This is a genomic window from Piscinibacter defluvii (assembly GCF_004011805.1).
GTDB classification, from domain to species: Bacteria; Pseudomonadota; Gammaproteobacteria; order Burkholderiales; family Burkholderiaceae_C; genus Piscinibacter; species Piscinibacter defluvii.
On sequence record NZ_RCHJ01000004.1, the window covers coordinates 404,526 to 421,009 of the forward strand.

Annotated in this window: 21 protein-coding genes; 8 read left to right on the forward strand and 13 right to left on the reverse strand. The window is 73.2% G+C overall.

All coding sequences use genetic code 11. The features are described from left to right. Positions 1–2: 2 nt before the first annotated feature. The 4 genes from D9C15_RS14470 (at position 3) to D9C15_RS14485 (ending at position 2,799) form a co-directional block, all read left to right on the forward strand. On the forward strand, positions 3–287 hold the full coding sequence (locus tag D9C15_RS14470; RefSeq protein ID WP_127998376.1) for an MSMEG_0570 family nitrogen starvation response protein: 285 nt from the start codon (positions 3–5) through the stop codon (positions 285–287). 11 nt (positions 288–298) lie between these two features. After that, on the forward strand, positions 299–1,594 hold the full coding sequence (locus D9C15_RS14475) for an MSMEG_0569 family flavin-dependent oxidoreductase (protein WP_127998378.1): 1,296 nt from the start codon (positions 299–301) through the stop codon (positions 1,592–1,594). Beyond that, positions 1,591–2,130, forward strand: coding sequence for a c-type cytochrome (locus D9C15_RS14480; RefSeq protein ID WP_127998380.1), 540 nt, complete (start codon positions 1,591–1,593; stop codon positions 2,128–2,130). Before D9C15_RS14475 ends, D9C15_RS14480 begins: the two co-directional genes overlap by 4 nt. Before the next feature lie 138 nt (positions 2,131–2,268). After that, positions 2,269–2,799, forward strand: coding sequence for a DUF3455 domain-containing protein (locus tag D9C15_RS14485; protein ID WP_127998382.1), 531 nt, complete (start codon positions 2,269–2,271; stop codon positions 2,797–2,799). Here the strand turns inward: D9C15_RS14485 and D9C15_RS14490 are convergent. From D9C15_RS14490 to purU, 4 genes are read right to left on the reverse strand one after another with little or no spacing between them, the layout of a single operon-like run. Then, complete coding sequence (locus D9C15_RS14490) at positions 2,787–3,329, reverse strand: DUF2946 family protein (protein ID WP_127998384.1); 543 nt, start codon at positions 3,327–3,329, stop codon at positions 2,787–2,789. The two genes, D9C15_RS14485 and D9C15_RS14490, sit on opposite strands and share 13 nt — an antisense overlap. Before the next feature lie 14 nt (positions 3,330–3,343). After that, positions 3,344–4,315: a YheT family hydrolase gene (locus D9C15_RS14495; RefSeq protein ID WP_127998386.1), complete on the reverse strand. Its 972-nt coding sequence runs from the start codon at positions 4,313–4,315 to the stop codon at positions 3,344–3,346. 1 nt (position 4,316) lies between these two features. Next, entirely contained in the window at positions 4,317–4,763 is a 447-nt protein-coding gene (locus D9C15_RS14500; protein WP_127998388.1) for a YybH family protein, read from the reverse strand. 2 nt (positions 4,764–4,765) lie between these two features. Next, on the reverse strand, positions 4,766–5,650 hold the full coding sequence (purU, locus tag D9C15_RS14505) for a formyltetrahydrofolate deformylase (protein ID WP_127998390.1): 885 nt from the start codon (positions 5,648–5,650) through the stop codon (positions 4,766–4,768). Positions 5,651–5,731: 81 nt separating this feature from the next. On the opposite strand from purU, the gene D9C15_RS14510 reads away from it, so the two are divergent. Further along, positions 5,732–6,373, forward strand: a complete 642-nt coding sequence (locus tag D9C15_RS14510; protein WP_127998392.1) for a sigma-70 family RNA polymerase sigma factor — start codon at positions 5,732–5,734, stop codon at positions 6,371–6,373. Continuing rightward, positions 6,373–7,059, forward strand: a complete 687-nt coding sequence (locus D9C15_RS14515; RefSeq protein WP_127998395.1) for an anti-sigma factor — start codon at positions 6,373–6,375, stop codon at positions 7,057–7,059. Before D9C15_RS14510 ends, D9C15_RS14515 begins: the two co-directional genes overlap by 1 nt. Before the next feature lie 17 nt (positions 7,060–7,076). Here the strand turns inward: D9C15_RS14515 and D9C15_RS14520 are convergent, their stop codons facing one another. The 8 genes from D9C15_RS14520 to radA all read right to left on the reverse strand — a co-directional run bounded on the left by D9C15_RS14520 (position 7,077) and on the right by radA (position 14,847). After that, positions 7,077–8,492, reverse strand: a complete 1,416-nt coding sequence (locus tag D9C15_RS14520) for a DUF4832 domain-containing protein (protein WP_127998397.1) — start codon at positions 8,490–8,492, stop codon at positions 7,077–7,079. Positions 8,493–8,586: 94 nt separating this feature from the next. Further along, positions 8,587–10,116 carry a sensor histidine kinase gene (locus D9C15_RS14525; RefSeq protein WP_127998399.1) on the reverse strand — a complete coding sequence of 510 codons (1,530 nt, stop codon included), beginning with the start codon at positions 10,114–10,116 and terminating at the stop codon, positions 8,587–8,589. Continuing rightward, complete coding sequence (gene waaF, locus D9C15_RS14530; protein ID WP_127998400.1) at positions 10,113–11,132, reverse strand: lipopolysaccharide heptosyltransferase II; 1,020 nt, start codon at positions 11,130–11,132, stop codon at positions 10,113–10,115. The genes D9C15_RS14525 and waaF overlap by 4 nt, the downstream gene beginning before the upstream one ends. Before the next feature lie 10 nt (positions 11,133–11,142). Further along, entirely contained in the window at positions 11,143–11,349 is a 207-nt protein-coding gene (locus D9C15_RS14535; protein WP_127998402.1) for a zinc-finger domain-containing protein, read from the reverse strand. Positions 11,350–11,353: 4 nt separating this feature from the next. Further along, positions 11,354–12,277 carry a branched-chain amino acid transaminase gene (locus D9C15_RS14540; RefSeq protein WP_127998404.1) on the reverse strand — a complete coding sequence of 308 codons (924 nt, stop codon included), beginning with the start codon at positions 12,275–12,277 and terminating at the stop codon, positions 11,354–11,356. Positions 12,278–12,312: 35 nt separating this feature from the next. After that, a complete protein-coding gene (locus D9C15_RS14545) occupies positions 12,313–12,714 on the reverse strand; it encodes a hypothetical protein (protein WP_127998406.1) in 402 nt (133 codons plus the stop codon). Beyond that, positions 12,711–13,487: a metallophosphoesterase family protein gene (locus D9C15_RS14550; protein WP_127998408.1), complete on the reverse strand. Its 777-nt coding sequence runs from the start codon at positions 13,485–13,487 to the stop codon at positions 12,711–12,713. Before D9C15_RS14550 ends, D9C15_RS14545 begins: the two co-directional genes overlap by 4 nt. 1 nt (position 13,488) lies before the next feature. Then, the gene (radA, locus tag D9C15_RS14555; protein ID WP_127998410.1) at positions 13,489–14,847 is read right to left on the reverse strand and encodes a DNA repair protein RadA; all 1,359 of its coding nucleotides are present in this window, start codon (positions 14,845–14,847) and stop codon (positions 13,489–13,491) included. 33 nt (positions 14,848–14,880) lie between these two features. Between radA and D9C15_RS14560 the strand changes: the two genes are divergently transcribed. Together D9C15_RS14560 and D9C15_RS14565 are read left to right on the forward strand one after the other, a co-directional pair. Beyond that, a complete protein-coding gene (locus D9C15_RS14560) occupies positions 14,881–15,507 on the forward strand; it encodes a LysE family transporter (protein ID WP_127998412.1) in 627 nt (208 codons plus the stop codon). Then, a complete protein-coding gene (locus tag D9C15_RS14565) occupies positions 15,507–15,923 on the forward strand; it encodes a cupin domain-containing protein (protein ID WP_127998414.1) in 417 nt (138 codons plus the stop codon). Before D9C15_RS14560 ends, D9C15_RS14565 begins: the two co-directional genes overlap by 1 nt. On the opposite strand, the gene D9C15_RS14570 is transcribed toward D9C15_RS14565, so the two are convergent. Beyond that, positions 15,881–16,477 carry a hypothetical protein gene (locus D9C15_RS14570; protein WP_127998416.1) on the reverse strand — a complete coding sequence of 199 codons (597 nt, stop codon included), beginning with the start codon at positions 16,475–16,477 and terminating at the stop codon, positions 15,881–15,883. The genes D9C15_RS14565 and D9C15_RS14570 overlap by 43 nt on opposite strands. Between the last annotated feature and the right edge of the window lie 7 nt (positions 16,478–16,484).

A 16,484-nucleotide genomic window follows, 5' to 3' on the forward strand; every position in this document is an offset into this window, starting at 1 on the left:
ACATGCCCGAGATGCACTTCCGCGTCCGCTGGCCGGACGGCAGCGAGGAGCGCTGCTATTCGCCCTCGCTCGTGATCCACGACTACTTCGAGCCCGGGTCGGCCTACCCGCTGCCGGAGTTCGTGCGGCGCAGCCGCGAGGCGCTGCAGATCGCCTCGGAGCGGGTGCGCGCGAAGTACGGCTTCGCCTGCTCGTCGGCGCTCGACCAGCTGGCGCGCATCGAGGCACGGGCCTCGGACTTTCCACCCGGGGACGACGCGGCCGTGCGCATCGTCGCCTTCGACTGAGGGAATCGCCCATGGATTGGACCACCGAAGAGCACGAGGTCGTCATCGTCGGCGCCGGCCAGGCCGGGCTGTCGCTGTCGTACTACCTGCAGCAGCGCGGCATCGGCCACCTGGTGCTGGAGAAGCACCGCCCGCTGCACGTCTGGCGCGAGCGGCGCTGGGACAGCTTCTGCCTCGTCACGCCCAACTGGCAATGCCGCCTGCCGGGCTGGGAGTACACCGGCGACGACCCGCACGGCTTCATGAAGAAGGAGCAGATCCTCGACTGGCTGGCCGGCTTCGAGCGCCACGTGGCCGCGCCGGTGCGCAGCGGCGTCAGCGTCACGCGGGTGCGGCCGGTGGACGACGGCTTCGAGCTGCAGACCTCGGCCGGCACGCTGCGCGCCGGCCAGGTGGTCGTCGCCTCGGGCGGCTACCACACCCCCATCGTGCCGCGCTGGGCCGAGCGGCTGCCGGCGGGCCTCGTGCAGATGCATTCGGAGCAGTACCGCAGCCCCGCGCAGCTGCCCGAGGGCGCGGTGCTGGTGGTGGGCTGCGGGCAGTCCGGCGCCCAGATCGCGGAAGACTTGCACCTGGCCGGCCGGCGCGTGGTGCTGGCCACCGGCAACGCACCACGCTGCGCGCGTTTCTACCGCGGCCGCGACGTGGTCGACTGGCTGGCCGACATGGGCTACTACGACATGCCGGTGCACGAGCACCCGCTGCGCGAGGGCGTGCGCGACAACACCAACCACTACGTGACCGGCCGCGACGGCGGGCGCGACATCGATCTGCGCCGCTTCGCGCTCGAGGGCATGCAGCTCTACGGCTCGCTGCTCGGGCTGGACGGCAGCACCCTGCAGTTCGCACCCGACCTGCGCGAGCACCTGGACAGCGCCGACCGCACCTACAACGGCATCAACGCCTCGATCGACGCCTTCATCGCCCAGCGCGGCCTCGTGGCGCCACCGCCCTCGGTCTACCAGCCGGTGTGGCAGCCGGAGGGCGAACGCACCACGCTCGAGCTGCAGGCCTCGGGCATCACGAGCGTGGTCTGGTGCATCGGCTTCGCGCCGGACTTCAGCTGGGTCGACGTGCCGGTGTTCAACGGCCGCGGCCAGCCGGCGCACCGGCGCGGCGTCAGCAGCCAGCCGGGCCTGTACTTCCTCGGCCTGCCCTGGCTGCACACCTGGGGCTCGGGGCGTTTCTCCGGGGTGGCGCGGGACGCGCTCTACCTGGCCGAGCGGATCGAGGGCGCGCGCAGCCGGCCCCCTATAATTCGAGGGTTTTTGCTCGCCGAGAGCGTTCCCCCACCGAGGATTTCATGAGCGACGCGCACGACCACGACGACGACGGCCCGCACGAGGGCCCCATCAAGACCCCGAAGCAGCTGATCGTCACGGTCGTCCTGTCGTTCCTGGTGCCGATCTTCGCGATCGTGCTGCTGGTGAAGTACGTCGGCGCCGATTCCAAGCCGGCCGCCGGCACCCGCAGCCTGGAGCCGGAAGCAGTGGCCCAGCGCATCCAGCCGATCGGCACCATCGTGCTGAAGGACGCCTCCGCCCCGGCCGTGCTGCGCACCGGCGAGCAGGTCTACACCGCGGTGTGTTCGGCCTGCCACGGCAGCGGTGCCGCCGGCGCGCCCAAGCTCGGCGACGAGGCCGCCTGGGGGCCGCGCATCAAGACCGGCTACGAGGCGCTGCTGACCTCGGCGCTGAAGGGCAAGGGCGCGATGGCCGCCCAGGGCGGCGGCGAGTACAGCGATTTCGAGATCGGCCGCGCGGTCGTCTTCCTGGCCAACAAGGCGGGCGGCAAGCTCGAGGAGCCCAAGGCGCCGGAAGCCGCGGCCTCCGCCGCCAACTGAGCCCGCGCGACGGGCGCGCCGAAGCCGGCCTGCGGGCCGGCTTTTTTGTGCCCGTTGCATCCGTCCCGGGCACGCGGGCGTATCGGGGGGGCCGGGGACCGGAGGTTCCCGCCCATCAACCCGCCCACGGAGTGCCCGATGAAGACCCTGCTCCCCCTCTGCGCCCTGGCCCTGCTGACGGCCTGTGCCTCGCCACCGATGACCCGTCCGGTGGACAACGCCGCGTTGCCCGAGGCCGTGCGCGTGCCGGTCGGCCTGAAGCAGACCATGGCCACCACCGGCGTCGGCGAGATCACCTACGAATGCCGCGAGAAGAAGGACATGGCCGGCGCGCACGAGTGGGTGTTCGTCGCGCCGATGGCCACGCTCTTCGCGGACGGCCGACGCAACGTCGGCACGTACTACGCCGGCCCGACCTGGGAAGCCGCGGACGGCTCCAAGGTCACCGGCAAGCAGGTGGCCGTGGCCCCGGGGGGCGCCGGCAACATCCCGCTGCAGCTGGTGAAGGCCGAGCCGGCCATGGGCGCCGGCGCGATGCAGGGCGTGGCCTACATCCAGCGCCTGAACACCAAGGGCGGCGTGGCGCCGGCCGCGACCTGCGACGCCGCCAGCAAGGGCCAGCGCCGCACCGTGGCCTACGAGGCCGACTACGTGTTCTACGGCAGCTGAGCGGCGTCGCCCGCCGGGCTGAGCCGGTAGCCGTGGCGCGCCGGCAGCTCGGCGAACACCACCTCGCGCGGCGCCCACAGGCCGCGCTCGACGGCATCGGCCGCGCTGTCCATGTCCAGCGTATGCACGAGGCCGAGGCCCAGGTCGGTGGCGAGGAACAGGCGGCCGCGCTCGTCCACCAGCGCCTCGGCCACCCGCGCCGGCGCGCCGGTGTGCGAGACGACCGCCGGCGCACCCTCGCCGGCGATCAGGCGCCAGACCCAGGGAGCCGCCTCGAGCTCGACGTAGACCCGCTGCGGGCCGTTCTGGAAGAACCAGGCGCCGTGCTCGTCCGCGAGGTAGTTGCGCTGGATGAACTCGCGCAGCTTGTCGTGCAGGATGCGGCTGCCCTTGACCTGCGGGAACGGGCCGGCGCGCTGCACCCGTTCGTCGCGCATGTACCAGTCGCCGCGCGCGTCGAGCGCCAGCCAGCCGCGGCAGGCCGGCACGTTGGGCCACTTCTTCAGCGCGGCCTTGACGATCTCGTCCATGCGGACATGCTGCGTCAAAGCGCCTGCGCGAGCCAGCGCGTCACCTGCTCGGGCAGGGTCATCACGTGGCCGGGCCAGCGCCCGCCGGGAAAGCCGACATGCCCGCCGTGCGCGGGCTGCCACAGCGTGACCCGCGCGCCCACCTCGTGCGGCTGCGGCAGGCTGGTCGCGGGCACGAAGGGGTCGTTCAAGGCATTGAGCACCAGCGCCGGGATGCGGATGCGCGCCAGGTACGGCTTGGCCGAGGCACGCGCCCAGTAGTCGTCGGTGTCGCGGAAGCCGTGCAGCGGCGCAGTGAACACGTTGTCGAAGTCGTACAGGTCGCGCGCCGCGAGCAGCTTCTCGCGGCTGAACAGGCCCGGGTGCTGGGCCAGCTTGGCCAGCGCCTTGGGCTTCATCGAGCGCAGGAACATGCGGGTATAGACCTGCCGGCTGAAACCGCGCCCGATGGCGTGGCCGCCGGCGGCCAGATCGATCGGCGAACACACCGCCGCGACCGCGCGCACCGTCTGGGCCGCGGTGTCGCCGGCCTCCTCGGCCCAGCGCAGCAGGGCGTTGCCGCCCAGCGAGACGCCGACCGCGACGATCGGCCCGGCATGCGCGCTGCGCACCCGGCCGAGCATCCAGCCGATCTCCTCGAAGTCGCCCGAGTGGTAGGCACGCGGCGCCCGGTTCAGCTCGCCCGAGCAGCCGCGGAAGTGCGGCACCACGCAGCGCCAGCCTAGGGCGCGGGCGCGGTCGGCGAAGGCGAGCGCGTACTGGCTGGCCGAGGATCCCTCCAGCCCGTGGAACAGCACGAGCAGCGGGGCCGTGGCGGGCGCCGGGGACTCGAGCCAGTCGAAGTCGACGAAGTCGCCATCGGGGGTGTCGGCCCGCTCGCGCCGGAACCGCGGCCGCGGGCCGTGGTGGCGGCGCGCATAGAGCGCCGCCCAGATCGTCTGGAGATGCCCGCCGGGCAGCCAGCGGGGGGACCGGTAGCGCTCCAACTCAGTGAAGGGTCGTCGATGCCTCGACAGGGTCGGCCGGTTCGCGCGCCGTGCCGGGGCTCGCGTGGTGCGCCGCGAGGCGCCAGCCCTGCGTGGTCTTCACGTAGACGTTGGTGGCCACCACCCAGGCGGTCTGCGCGCCCGGCTCGCCGCCCACCTCGATGCGCTCGAGCACGCTGTGCACGGCGCAGGTCAGCGTCTGCAGGCGGCGCACCTGCTCGGGCACGACCGGCACGCCGCCGTTGGCGAAGATCGCCTCGAAGCCGGCGCGGATCGCGCTGGCGCCGACCACCCGCGGGCCGCCCGGGTGCACGCAGACGATGTCGTCGTCGTCCGACCAGACCGCCATCAGCGTGTCCAGGTCGGCGCGCTGCAGCGCCTCGTAGAACTGCGCCTCGACCTCGTCGGGCGAGTTCGGCGGCGCGGGCGGGGGCTTGGCGCGCGACATGGCTACCGGAACACCACCGTCTTGCGCCCGTTCAGCAGCACCCGGTGCTCGACATGCCAGCGCACCGCGCGCGCGAGCACCACGCATTCCACGTCGCGCCCGACGGCGGTGAAGTCCTCCGGGCTGAGCGTGTGGTCGACGCGCTCGACGTCCTGCTCGATGATCGGGCCCTCGTCGAGCTCGGCGGTGACGTAGTGGGCGGTCGCGCCGATCAGCTTGACGCCGCGCTCGTGCGCCTGGAAGTACGGCTTGGCGCCCTTGAAGCTGGGCAGGAAGCTGTGGTGGATGTTGATGGCCCGGCCGCGCAGGGCCTCGCAGAACTCGCCCGAGAGGATCTGCATGTAGCGCGCCAGCACGACCAGGTCGACCTGCTCGCGCTCGATCAGCGCCTCGACCTCGCGCTCCTGCGCACGCTTGGCCTCGGCACCGGCGCCGGGCGCGAGCGGCAGGTGGTGGAAGGTGATGCCGTAGCTGGCCGCCAGCCCGGCGAAGTCGGGGTGGTTGGAGACGATGGCCGGGATGTCCACCTCCAGCTGGCCGCTCTTCCAGCGGAACAGCAGGTCGTTCAGGCAGTGGCCGTGCCGGCTGACCATCAGCATCAGGCGCGGCCGGCGCGCCAGCGCGTGCAGGCGCAGGTCCATGCCGAACTGCTGGCGCAGGTGGGTGAACAGCGGGTCGAGGGTGCGGATCTCGGCCAGGTGCTCCGGCGCCTCGAAGTGCACGCGCATGAAGAACAGCCCGGTCGCGTCGCTCGACAGCACGTCGCCGTACTGCTGCGAGTCGATGATGTTGCAGCCGGCCTGGAACAGCAGACCCGAGACGGCGTGCACGATGCCCTTGGTATCGCGGCAGGACAGGGTGAGGACGAATTCGCGGGCGCTGGGCATGGGGCGGCAGGAGGTGAGGGCGGGATTGTACGGAGGGCGTGCATCTGGAAGGCGCCCGGCTGCGTAGACCGGCGATTGCCCATGGCCCGCCCCAGCCCCACCCCCGACTGGTCCGACCGCAGCCGCGAGCTCGCGCAGCTGCTGGCGCGCTGCGGCCTGGGCGACCGTGCGGCATTCGGCACGCTCTACGAGCGCACCTGCGCGCATCTGTTTGCCGTCGTCCTGCGCATCCAGCGGGACCGGGCCCAGGCCGAGGACATCCTCCAGGAGGTGTATGTCAACGTCTGGCGCTCGGCGCAGGGGTTCGACGCGGCGCAGAGCCAGCCGCTGACCTGGCTGACCAGCATCGCCCGGCACCGGGCGATCGACAGCCTGCGCCGCGCCCAGACCCAGCCGCAGCTCCAGTCGGTGCACACCTCCGCCGACGAGGACCATGACGAGGGCAACATGCTCGACCAGGTGGCCGCGGACGATCCCGGCCCGCTCGACCTGCTTGGCCGCGCCAGCGACGCGCGCGAGCTGGCGCGCTGCATGGCGGTGCTGAGCGCCGCGCAGCGCCAGTGCCTGGCGCTGGCCTTCTTCGACGGGCTCAGCCACGCCGAGGTGGCGACCCGGCTGCGCGAGCCGCTGGGCACCGTCAAGTCCTGGGTGCGGCGTGCCCTGCTCTCGCTGCGCGCCTGCCTGGACACGGCGGTGCGGCGCGACGCCGGGGAGAAGGCCTGATGGACTATGGCCGCCCGCGCCTCGCCGACCGACTGGCCGCGGAGTACGTGGCCGGCACCCTGCGCGGGCCGGCGCGGCGCCGCTTCGTCGCGCTGCTGCCGGCGCATGCCGGCCTGCGCGCCGCGGTGCGCGCCTGGGAAACACGCCTGATGCCGTTGACCACCGTGCTGCCCGGCGAGACCCCGCCGGCGCGTGTCTGGCAGCGCATCCAGGCGCAGCTCGACGGTGCGCGGCCGGCCGCACCGCCCTGGTGGGCGCGGCTGGCGTTCTGGCGTGGCCTCAGCGCGCTGGCCGGCCTCGCGGCGCTCAGCCTGGCGGTGCTGCTCGCGAGCCCGGGGCCGGCGCAGCCTCCGCTCGTCGTGGTGCTCAATGCCACCGCGCCGGCCGCCGGCGCGGCGGTCGTGCCGGCGTCCTTCGTCGCCAGCATCAGCGGCGACGGGCGCGCGGTGGTCACCCGGCCGATCACGGCGGTGGCCCTGCAGGGTGACCGCGTGCTGGAGCTGTGGGCCGCGGCCGGCCGCAACCCGCCGCGCTCGCTCGGGCTGATCTCGGCGCAGGGCGTGACCGTGGTGCGCCGTGCGTCGCTGCCGGCGGGCACCGACCACCTGGCCGTGAGCCTGGAGCCGCCCGGCGGATCGCCCACCGGCGCGCCGACGGGGCCGGTGCTGGCGGTGGGCAACCTGTAGCGGTCGCCGGCGGCGCGTCAGGGCCGCACGCTCAGCGTGGTGCCGGTGCGGAAGGCGCCGAGCGACCCGTCCCAGCCCTGGCCGCGCGCGCTGTCCTCCGCATTGGCCGGCCGCACGCTGTAGCGCGGATCGGCACGCAGCCGCGGCGAGGCGTCGGGCAGCGCCAGCAGCACGTCGTAGCTGCCCGCCGGCGTGCCGGGAGGCAGCACGAAGCTCGCCTCCAGGCGCTGCTCGGTGTCGGGCCGCCAGTCGCGCGTGTCGATGCCCGGCAAGGGCAGCTCGAGACGCGTGCCGCCGCCGCGCGAAAGCAACCACAGCTCCGGCGCGCGCGCGTGCCAGGCGCGCGCCCAGCCGCTGTTGCGCACCGTCAGCACGAGCCGACCCGACGCGCCGGCGCCCAGCTCGGCGTCGTGCTGCAGCGCCACCCATTCGAAGCGGTAGCCCATGCGGCGGCGCAGCTCCGCCAGGCAGCCCTCGGACTGCCAGCGCGCATGGAACAGGGTGCGGTAGTAGTCGTCGTTGAGGTAGCTGAGCGCGAACTGGCGGCCCTCGGCGAGGATGTCCGCGCAGGACGAACGCGGCTGCGCACCGGGTTCGTCGGCCGGGTTGCAGGTCTCGCCGCCGAACGGCGCCACCTGCGCCAGCCCGGCCACGTAGGCCCGCTGCGCGCGCCGGGTGGCGGCATCGTCGCTGTAGGTGCCGACATCGGTCTCGGAGGCCAGGAAACAGTCGTTGTGCAGGCCGAGGCGCGAGGCCGGCGAGCCGTCCTGCCACGCCGGCACGGCGGCGGACCAGGCCATCAGGTGGCCCGGGTAGCGCAGCTGCAGGAACTGGCCGGGCGGCAACGCCGCCAGCAGCGCATCGCGCAGGCGCGTGCGGTTGGCGGCCGAGACCAGCATGTTGGACGAGGTATGCCATTCGCCCCAGGCACCGGCGAAGCCGGCCTGCAGGAAGGCAATCAGGTCCGCCTGGGCCGCCAGCAGCGGCTTGAGCTGCGCCAGGTGCGCCTGCACACGTTCCAGCGCCGCGTCCTGCGCCTGGCGGTACTCGGTCTCGCTGGCCGGGTAGTTGTAGACGAAGCGCAGCACCAGCTTCAGCCCGGCACGCCGCGCGATCGCGAAGCGGGCCTCGAGCTGGTCGAGCAGGCCGGCCGGCAACGCGGCATCGCGGTAGGCATCCAGCCGCACGATGGCGAAGACGAGCCGGTAGCCGCGTGCGGACTGCGCGTCCGCGTCGGCCTGGGTCCACTGCAGCAGGTCGTCGGCCGCCCAGGTGTAGAAGCCGCGCTCGGGATTGGCGATCTCTGCGCTGCTGGAGGCGAAGGCCGCCTGCGCCTGCGCCGGCGGCGTGGTCGGCGCGGTCCCGTCGCCACCGCCGCCGCACGCGGCCAGCAAGGCCGCCAGGGCGGCCGCCAGGAAAGGACGCAAGGGCATGGGTGACCGTCCTCGTGGGCGGGGGAAGACCCGAAGTGTCGGCGGCGCCGCGTGACGCCAGGCTGACGCAGCGCCCCCGAGTCGTAAACGTGCGTTACGCCGGCGGGGCGGCGTCGGCCAGCGGCAGCTCGACGCCGAAGGTCGAACCCTGGCCGGGCGTGCTGATCACGTCGATGCGCCCGCCCATCAGGTCGACCAGCGCGCGCGTGACCGCCAGGCCGATGCCGGTGCCCTCGATCGTGCTGTGGCGGTGCGCGCCGCGGTTGAAGGGCTCGAACAGGCCCGGCAGGTCGGCCGCGGCGATGCCCACACCGGTGTCGGCCACCTCGATGCGCACGCGGCCGGCCTCGCACATCGCCGCCAGCGTGACGTCGCCGCCGGTCCGGTTGTACTTGACCGCGTTGTTCAGCAGGTTCAGCAGCACCTGGCGCAGCCGGGTGGGGTCGGCATGCACCTGCGGGTCGCCCGGCGGCGCGGCGAACTGCAGGTGCACGCTGGCCGCGTCGGCCTGCGGGCGCACCATCTCGAGCGATTCGGCCAGCAGCGGCACGAGCGGCAGCAGCGCAGGCGTGACGCTGAGCTGGCCGGCTTCGATGCGCGTCAGGTCGAGCAGCTCGCCGATCATCTGCAGCAGGTGCGTGCCGGCCTCGCGGATCAGGCCGACGCGACGGCGCTGGATGTCGGTGAGCGGCTCGCGCTGGTCGAGCTCGAGCAGCTGCGCGAAGCCGAGCACCGCGTTCAGCGGCGTGCGCAGCTCGTGGCTCATGCGCGAGAGGAACTCGGTCTTGGCGCGGTTGGCGGCCTGCGCCGCCGCGGCGGCCTGGCGCGCCTGCTCCAGCTCGCGCAGTTCGGTGATGTCCTCGGCATAACCGTGCCACAGCGCGCTGCCGTCGGCCTCGCGCTGCGGCGTCGCGGCCGCGCGCACCCAGCGCGGCGCGCCGCCGCGCACGTGCAGGCGGAACTCGCAGTGCCAGGGGCGCATCGCGCGCTGCGCCCGCGCCACGCTGGCGAACACGCGCTCGCGGTCGGCCCGCTCGATGCGGCGCAGTGCCTGCGCGGCATCACCGGTCATGACTTCGGGGGTGATGCCGAGCAGGTCGATGCAGCTCTCGCTGACCCAGGGGAAATGGCCGCTGCCGTCGGCGAAGGCGCGGTACTGGAACACCACGCCGGGCACGTGGCGCGAGACCTTGGTCAGCCGCTCGGCCGCCTCCAGCGCCGCGCCCTGGGCCTGGCGGCGCGCGCTGATGTCGGTCAGCGTGCCCACCATGCGCGCCGGCCGCCCGAGCGCGTCCCACTCGACGATGCGGCCGCGTTCGGCCACCCAGCGCCACTGGCCGTGCACGTCGCGGGCGCGGTACTCGTGCTCGTAGATCGGCGTCTGCCCGCGCGCGTGGCGCAGGTAGGCCTCGTGGTTCTCGGCCCGGTCGTCGGGGTGGATGACCTCGTTCCAGGTGTCCTGCGTCGAGGCCATCAGGCCGGGCGGGTAGCCGAGCAGCGCCAGGCTGGTGTCGATGCTGCTCAGCCGGTCGGACAGGATGTGCCACTCCCACACCGAGGTGCCCGCGCCCAGCAGCGCGTCGCGCATCAGCGCGTCGGGGATGCCGGCGTCGAGGGGGGTCATGCCTGCCCCTGCGGCTGCGGCTGCAGTGCCACGGCAAGTGCCGCCTGCACGCGCGCGGCATCCACCGCCGCGAGGCAGCGGTAGTGGCCGAATCGGCAGGTGCGCTCGAAGCAGGGCATGCAGGGCAGGCCCAGCTCGTCCTTCAGCCACAGCACGCGGGCGCGCGGGTTCAGCGGCGGCGTGTGCTCGGGCGAGGTGGAGCCGAACACCGCGACCTGCGGCAGCCCGAAGGCCGCGGCCACGTGCATCAGCCCGGAGTCGTTGCTGACCATGCCGCGCGACGCGCCGATCAGCACCATCGCGTCCAGCAGCGAGGTCTGGCCGGCCAGCACGCGGCAGGCGCCGGGGGCGGCCGCGGCGATCTCGCCGCACAGCGCCGCCTCCTTGGCCGAGCCGAGCAGCAGCACCGGCTGGCCGTGCTCGGCGTGCAGCGCGCGCGCGAGCTCGGCGTAGTGCGCCGGCGGCCAGACCTTGGCCGGGCCGTACTCGGCGCCGGGCGCGAACACGAAGAAACCGCCGGGCGCCACGCCCGCCGCGGCGCAGGCCTGCGCCAGGCGCTCGGGCGCGAAGGCGAGGGCCGGGCGCTCGTCGCCGTGCGCCGGCGCGCCGGACAGGGCCAGGTAGAACGGCACCATCGGCGGCCGGCCGGGCGGGTTGGGGTGCTGCTCGGTCAGCAGCAGCCAGCGCCCCTCGCCGCGGTAGCCGATGCGCCGCGGCACACGTGCGAACCAGGGCAGCAGCGCCGCCTTGATGGAGTTGGGCAGCACGTAGGCCACGTCGAAGCGGCCGCGCCACGAGCGGCCGAGCGCGCGGCGCGCGGACCAGTCGAGCCGGCCGTGCGCGAACGGCAGGTCGATCACCTCGGCCACCGGCGGCATCGCGCGGTAGACCGGCGCCACCCAGGGCAGCGCGGCCACGCTGAGCCGCTCGCCGCGCGCCGCGAGCCGCGCCAGCAGCGGCTCGGACATCACCGCGTCGCCGATCCATTGCGGCGCGATGATCAGCGCGCGGGTCATGGCGCCCGAGTCAGTGCGCGTGGAGCGTTTCCCCGGCCTTCAGGCGGTACAGCGTGCCGCAGTACGGGCACTTGCCTTCGCCGGTGGTGGCCACGTCGATGAACACACGCGGGTGGCCGCTCCACAGCGTCATCTTCGGGTTCGGGCAGTACACCACCCCGTGGCCCTGCAGGTCCTTCGCGGTCACCTCGACCACGGCTTGCTTGTCGGCGCTCATCGCTTCAGACCTTGGTGAGCCACTCGGCGTACTTCGGATTGCGCCCGTTGACGATGTCGAAGAAGGCGCTCTGGATCTTCTCGGTCACCGGCCCGCGCGAGCCGCGGCCGATCTCGATGCGGTCGAGCTCGCGGATCGGCGTCACCTCGGCGGCGGTGCCGGTGAAGAAGGCCTCGTCGGCGATGTAGACCTCGTCGCGGGTGATGCGCTTCTCGACGATCGGGAGGCCGAGGTCCGCGCAGATCGCGAAGATGGTGTTGCGCGTGATGCCGTTGAGCGCGCCGGCCGAGAGGTCGGGCGTGAAGACCACGCCGTTCTTGATGACGAACAGGTTCTCGCCCGCGCCCTCGGAGACGAAGCCGGAGGCGTCGAGCAGCAGCGCCTCGTCGTAGCCGTCGTCGGTGGCCTCCATGTTGGCGAGGATGGAGTTGGTGTAGTTCGACACCGTCTTGGCCTGCGTCATCGTGATGTTGACGTGATGCCGGGTGTAGCTCGAGGTCTTCACGCGGATGCCGCGCTTGAGGCCCTCCTCGCCGAGGTAGGCGCCCCAGGCCCAGGCGGCGATCATCAGGTGGATGGTGTTGCCCTTGGGGCTGACGCCGAGCTTCTGGTCGCCGATCCAGGTGAGCGGGCGCAGGTAGCAGCTCTCCAGCTTGTTGACGCGCACCACCTCGCGCTGGGCTTCCACCACCTGCTCGAAGCTGTACGGGATCTTCATGCGCAGGATCTTGGCGCTGTTGAACAGCCGCTCGGTGTGCTCGCGCAGCCGGAAGATCGCGGTGCCGCCCACCGTGTTGTAGGCGCGCACGCCCTCGAAGGCGCCGCAGCCGTAGTGCAGCGTGTGGGTCAGCACGTGGACCTTGGCGTCGCGCCAGTCCACCAGCTGGCCATCCATCCAGATCTTTCCGTCGCGGTCGGCCATCGACATGGCGTTGCTCCTGGGTTTTCAGCGAACCGGCGATTTTATGCGTCGGGGGGTGGTGGCTCCGGCGGGTCCGGCCGCACGAGCGTGAAGCGCGTCAGCTTGCCGCCGACGAAGTGAAGCTCGACCCGGCTGCCGCTCTCGTCCTCCCAGGCCCAGGCCTCGCCGGCCGCGTCGAGCTTGCGGCCGAGGCTCTTGGTCAGGGTGATCACCTGCAGCAGCGTCATGCCGGGCCGCAGCCGCGCGTTCAGCATCACCGCGCTGCCCACATGCCCGACCGGTGCGTGGCTGGCGTTCTTCATCACCCGCACGCTGCGGTTGAACTGCAGCAGCAGCCAGAACACGATCGCGCTGAGCGCGAACAGCAGCCCCTGCCAGCCGTAGCCCTGCCAGGCCAGCGCGACGAACAGGGCGGCCAGCGCCCAACCGAGCCAGGGATTCATGCGGTGGTCTCCCAGCGGCCCACGCGGCCGCTGCGCAGCGCGTCGGCCCAGTCGCCGCGGCCGCCGTCTTCGGCGCGGCGCGCGGCCGCCTCGTGGTCGTAGGGCACGGCGCGCAGCTCGACCTGCCAGCCCGCGGCGCGCCGCCCCAGCAGCGCATAACGTGCATGCGGCGTGCCGTTCTCGACGATGTGCGGGTGCGGCCGGCCGTCGTCGTAGGCCTGCAGGCCGACGCTGCCGGGGTTGACGACCAGCCGGCCGTCCGCCAGGCCGACGGCGCGCGGCACATGCGAGTGGCCGCACAGCACGAGCCGGCAGGGCGCCGCGCCGAGGCGCTGCAGCACCTCCTCGGCCGTGGCGGCGCGGATGCCCGGGGCCGACGCTCCGGCGTAGCCGGGCACCACGGTCTCGAGCAGGTAGTCGAGGTCGCTGCCCGGCGTGCCGTGGCAGCACCAGACCTCGTCGTCGAGCGGCAGCGTCGCCGGCAGCGCGGCCAGCCAGGCGCGGGTGGCCGCGTCGAGGCGCCGCGCCGCAAAGGCGTCGCTCGCGCCCATGCGTGCCAGGTCCGGCGCCAGCACCTGGCGCTCGTGGTTGCCGCGGATCGTCGGCCAGCCGAGCGGCATCAGGCGTGCGGCCGTCTCGGCCGGCCAGAGCGGGCCGGAGACGATGTCGCCCAGGTTCACGGTCAGGTCCACGCGCGCCTGCGCGATGTCCTCCAGCACCGCTTCGAGCGCCGGCAGGTTGCCGTGGATGTCGGAGACGACGGCGAGCTTCATCTCACAACTCGCGCACGACGGCAATGGCCTGCTCGACCCGCTCCACCGCGTGGATGGTCAGGCCCTCGATCGGCTTCTTCGGCACGTTCGCGCTCGGCACCACGGCCACCGAGAAGCCGAGCTTGGCCGCCTCGCGCAGGCGCTCCTGGCCCCGCGGCGCCGGGCGCACCTCGCCGGCCAGGCCGATCTCGCCGAAGGCGAAGAAGCCGCGCGGCAGCGCCCGCGCGCGCAGCGACCCCTGGATCGCCAGCAGCACGGCCAGGTCGGCCGCCGGTTCGCTGATGCGCACGCCGCCGACCGCGTTGACGAACACGTCCTGGTCGAAGGCGGCGACGCCGGCGTGGCGGTGCAGCACGGCCAGCAGCATCGCCAGGCGGTCGCGGTCCAGGCCCACCGAGAGCCGGCGCGGGCTCGGGCCGCCGGAATCGACCAGCGCCTGGATCTCCACCAGCATCGGCCGCGTGCCCTCCAGCGTGACCAGCACGCAGGCGCCGGGCACCGGCTCGCCGTGGGTGGAGAGAAAGATCGCGCTCGGGTTGGCCACGCCCTTGAGGCCGCGTTCGGTCATCGCGAACACGCCGATCTCGTTGACCGCGCCGAAGCGGTTCTTGACCGCCCGCACGAGGCGGAAGCTGGAGTGCGTGTCGCCCTCGAAGTACAGCACCGTGTCGACGATGTGCTCGAGCACACGCGGGCCGGCCAGCGCGCCTTCCTTGGTGACATGGCCGACCAGGATCACCGTCGTGCCGCTGGCCTTGGCGGTGCGCGTGAGCTGCGCGGCGCATTCGCGCACCTGCGCCACCGAGCCCGGCGCGGAGGCGAGCTGCTCGGAGTAGAGCGTCTGGATCGAATCGATCACGCACACCGCCGGCGCCTCGGCCTCCAGCGCGGCGAGGATGCGCTCGAGCTGGATCTCCGCCAGCACGCGCACCTGCGAACCCTCGAGCCCGAGGCGGCGCGAGCGCAGCGCGACCTGGGCGCCGCTCTCTTCGCCGGTCACGTAGAGCGTCTTCACCGTGCGCGACAGCGCGTCCAGCGCCTGCAGCAGCAAGGTGCTCTTGCCGATGCCCGGGTCGCCGCCGATCAGCACCACGCCGCCCTCGACGATGCCGCCGCCCAGCGCGCGGTCGAGTTCGGCGATGCCGGTGCCCTGGTGGGCGATCTCGCTGGCCTCGATCTCCGACAGCGTGGCCACCGGCTGGCTGCGCGCGAGCGCCTGGAAGCGGTTCTTGCCCGGCGCCGCTTCGGCGACCGCCTCGACCAGCGTGTTCCACGCGCCGCAGCCCGGGCACTTGCCGAGCCACTTTGGGCTCGAGGCGCCGCACTCGCCGCAGACGTAGATCGATTTCTCCTTGGCCATGCGGCATTGTCGCCGCCGCGCGAGAATCGCCCGATGGACCTCTCGACCTGGATCACCTTCTTCGCCGCCGCCTGGGCCATCAGCCTGTCGCCCGGGGCCGGCGCGATCGCCGCGATGAGCGCCGGCCTGAACCACGGCCTCGCGCGCGGCTGGCCGATCGTCTTCGGTCTGGTGGCGGGCATCTGGACCCAGATCGTGGTGGTCGGCATCGGGCTGGGCGCACTGATCGCGGCCTCGAGCCTGGCCTTCCTGATCGTGAAGTGGGCCGGCGTGGCCTACCTGGTGTGGCTCGGCATCCAGCAGTGGCGCGCCCCGGCCGTGCCGGTGGTGGCCGAGACGGCCGACGCGCCGACGGTGTCGGGCCGCGCGCTGTTCCTGCGCGGCTGGCTGGTCAACGCGGTCAACCCGAAGGGCACCGTGTTCCTGCTCGCCGTGGTGCCGCAGTTCCTCGACCTGGCGAGCCCGCTCGCGCCGCAGTACGCGGTGATCGCCGGCACGCTGGCCTTCACCGACACCCTGGTGATGGCCGGCTACATGCTGCTGGCCGCGCGCGTGCTGCGCCTGCTGCGCGCGCCGGCGCACCTGAAGGCGATGAACCGCGTGTTCGGCGGCCTGTTCGTGCTGGCCGGCACGCTGCTGGCGAGCTTCAAGAGGGCGTGATGGGGGCGCCGCGTGTCGTGCCGTACCGCCCCGACCGGGCGGTCGACACGCGCCAGCGGCTGCCCTACTTCCTCGGCATCTCCGGCCAGACGGTCGGCGCGCAGGGCCTGGCGATGCACCTCGTGGTGATCCCGCCCGGCGCGCGCGCCGAGCCGCACCTGCACCGCGGCTACGAGACCGCGATCTACGTGATCGAGGGCCGGGTCGAGACGCGCTGGGGCGAGGGCCTCGTCCACAGCGTGGTCAGCGAGGCGGGCGACTTCCTCTTCATCCCGGCCGACGTGCCGCACGAGGCGATCAACCTCAGCGCCACCGAGCCGGCGCGGGCGATCGTGGCGCGCAACGATCCGGCCGAGCAGGACCGGGTCGAACCCTATGCGCCGCCGAACAGGCGCAGCGACTCCGAGGCGAGGTAGAAGCCGCCGCCGAGCAGCGCGAAGAAAAGCGTCTGGCTGACACGCAGCCGGCCGCCGAAAACCGTCGCAAGCCACCAGCAGGCGCAGGCGAGGGTGACGCCGCGGAAGGTGGTGTGGGTGCCGCGGATCATGTCATCGTCGAGCACCAGGCCGAGCACGAAGGCGATCAGGATCGCCAGGTTGCCCGACACGGTGCAGGCCGTCGCCAGCCGCGCGCGCCAGGGCGCGACCGGCTGCGGCTCGCGCGGCCGGCGCGATTCGAGTTCGCTGGCCAGGATCACGCCGCCGCCGAGCAGACCGAAGCCGCCGAAGGCGCCGAAGAAGCCGACCAGGCCGATCTGATCGCGCCCGGGCCCCGCGCCGCCGCCGCCCCACAGCAGCCACGCCAGCCAGCCTGCCATGCCCAGGCCGGTGAGGCCGAACAGCATCATCGCGGTGGCGACGCCGACCTGGAAGCCCTGGAAGCGGCCGACCAGCGCGCCGACCGCCGCCCACAGCAGCGCCCCGCCGAACAGCGCGACGATGCCTGTCGTGACGACGTCGTCGAAAGCCACGCGCAGC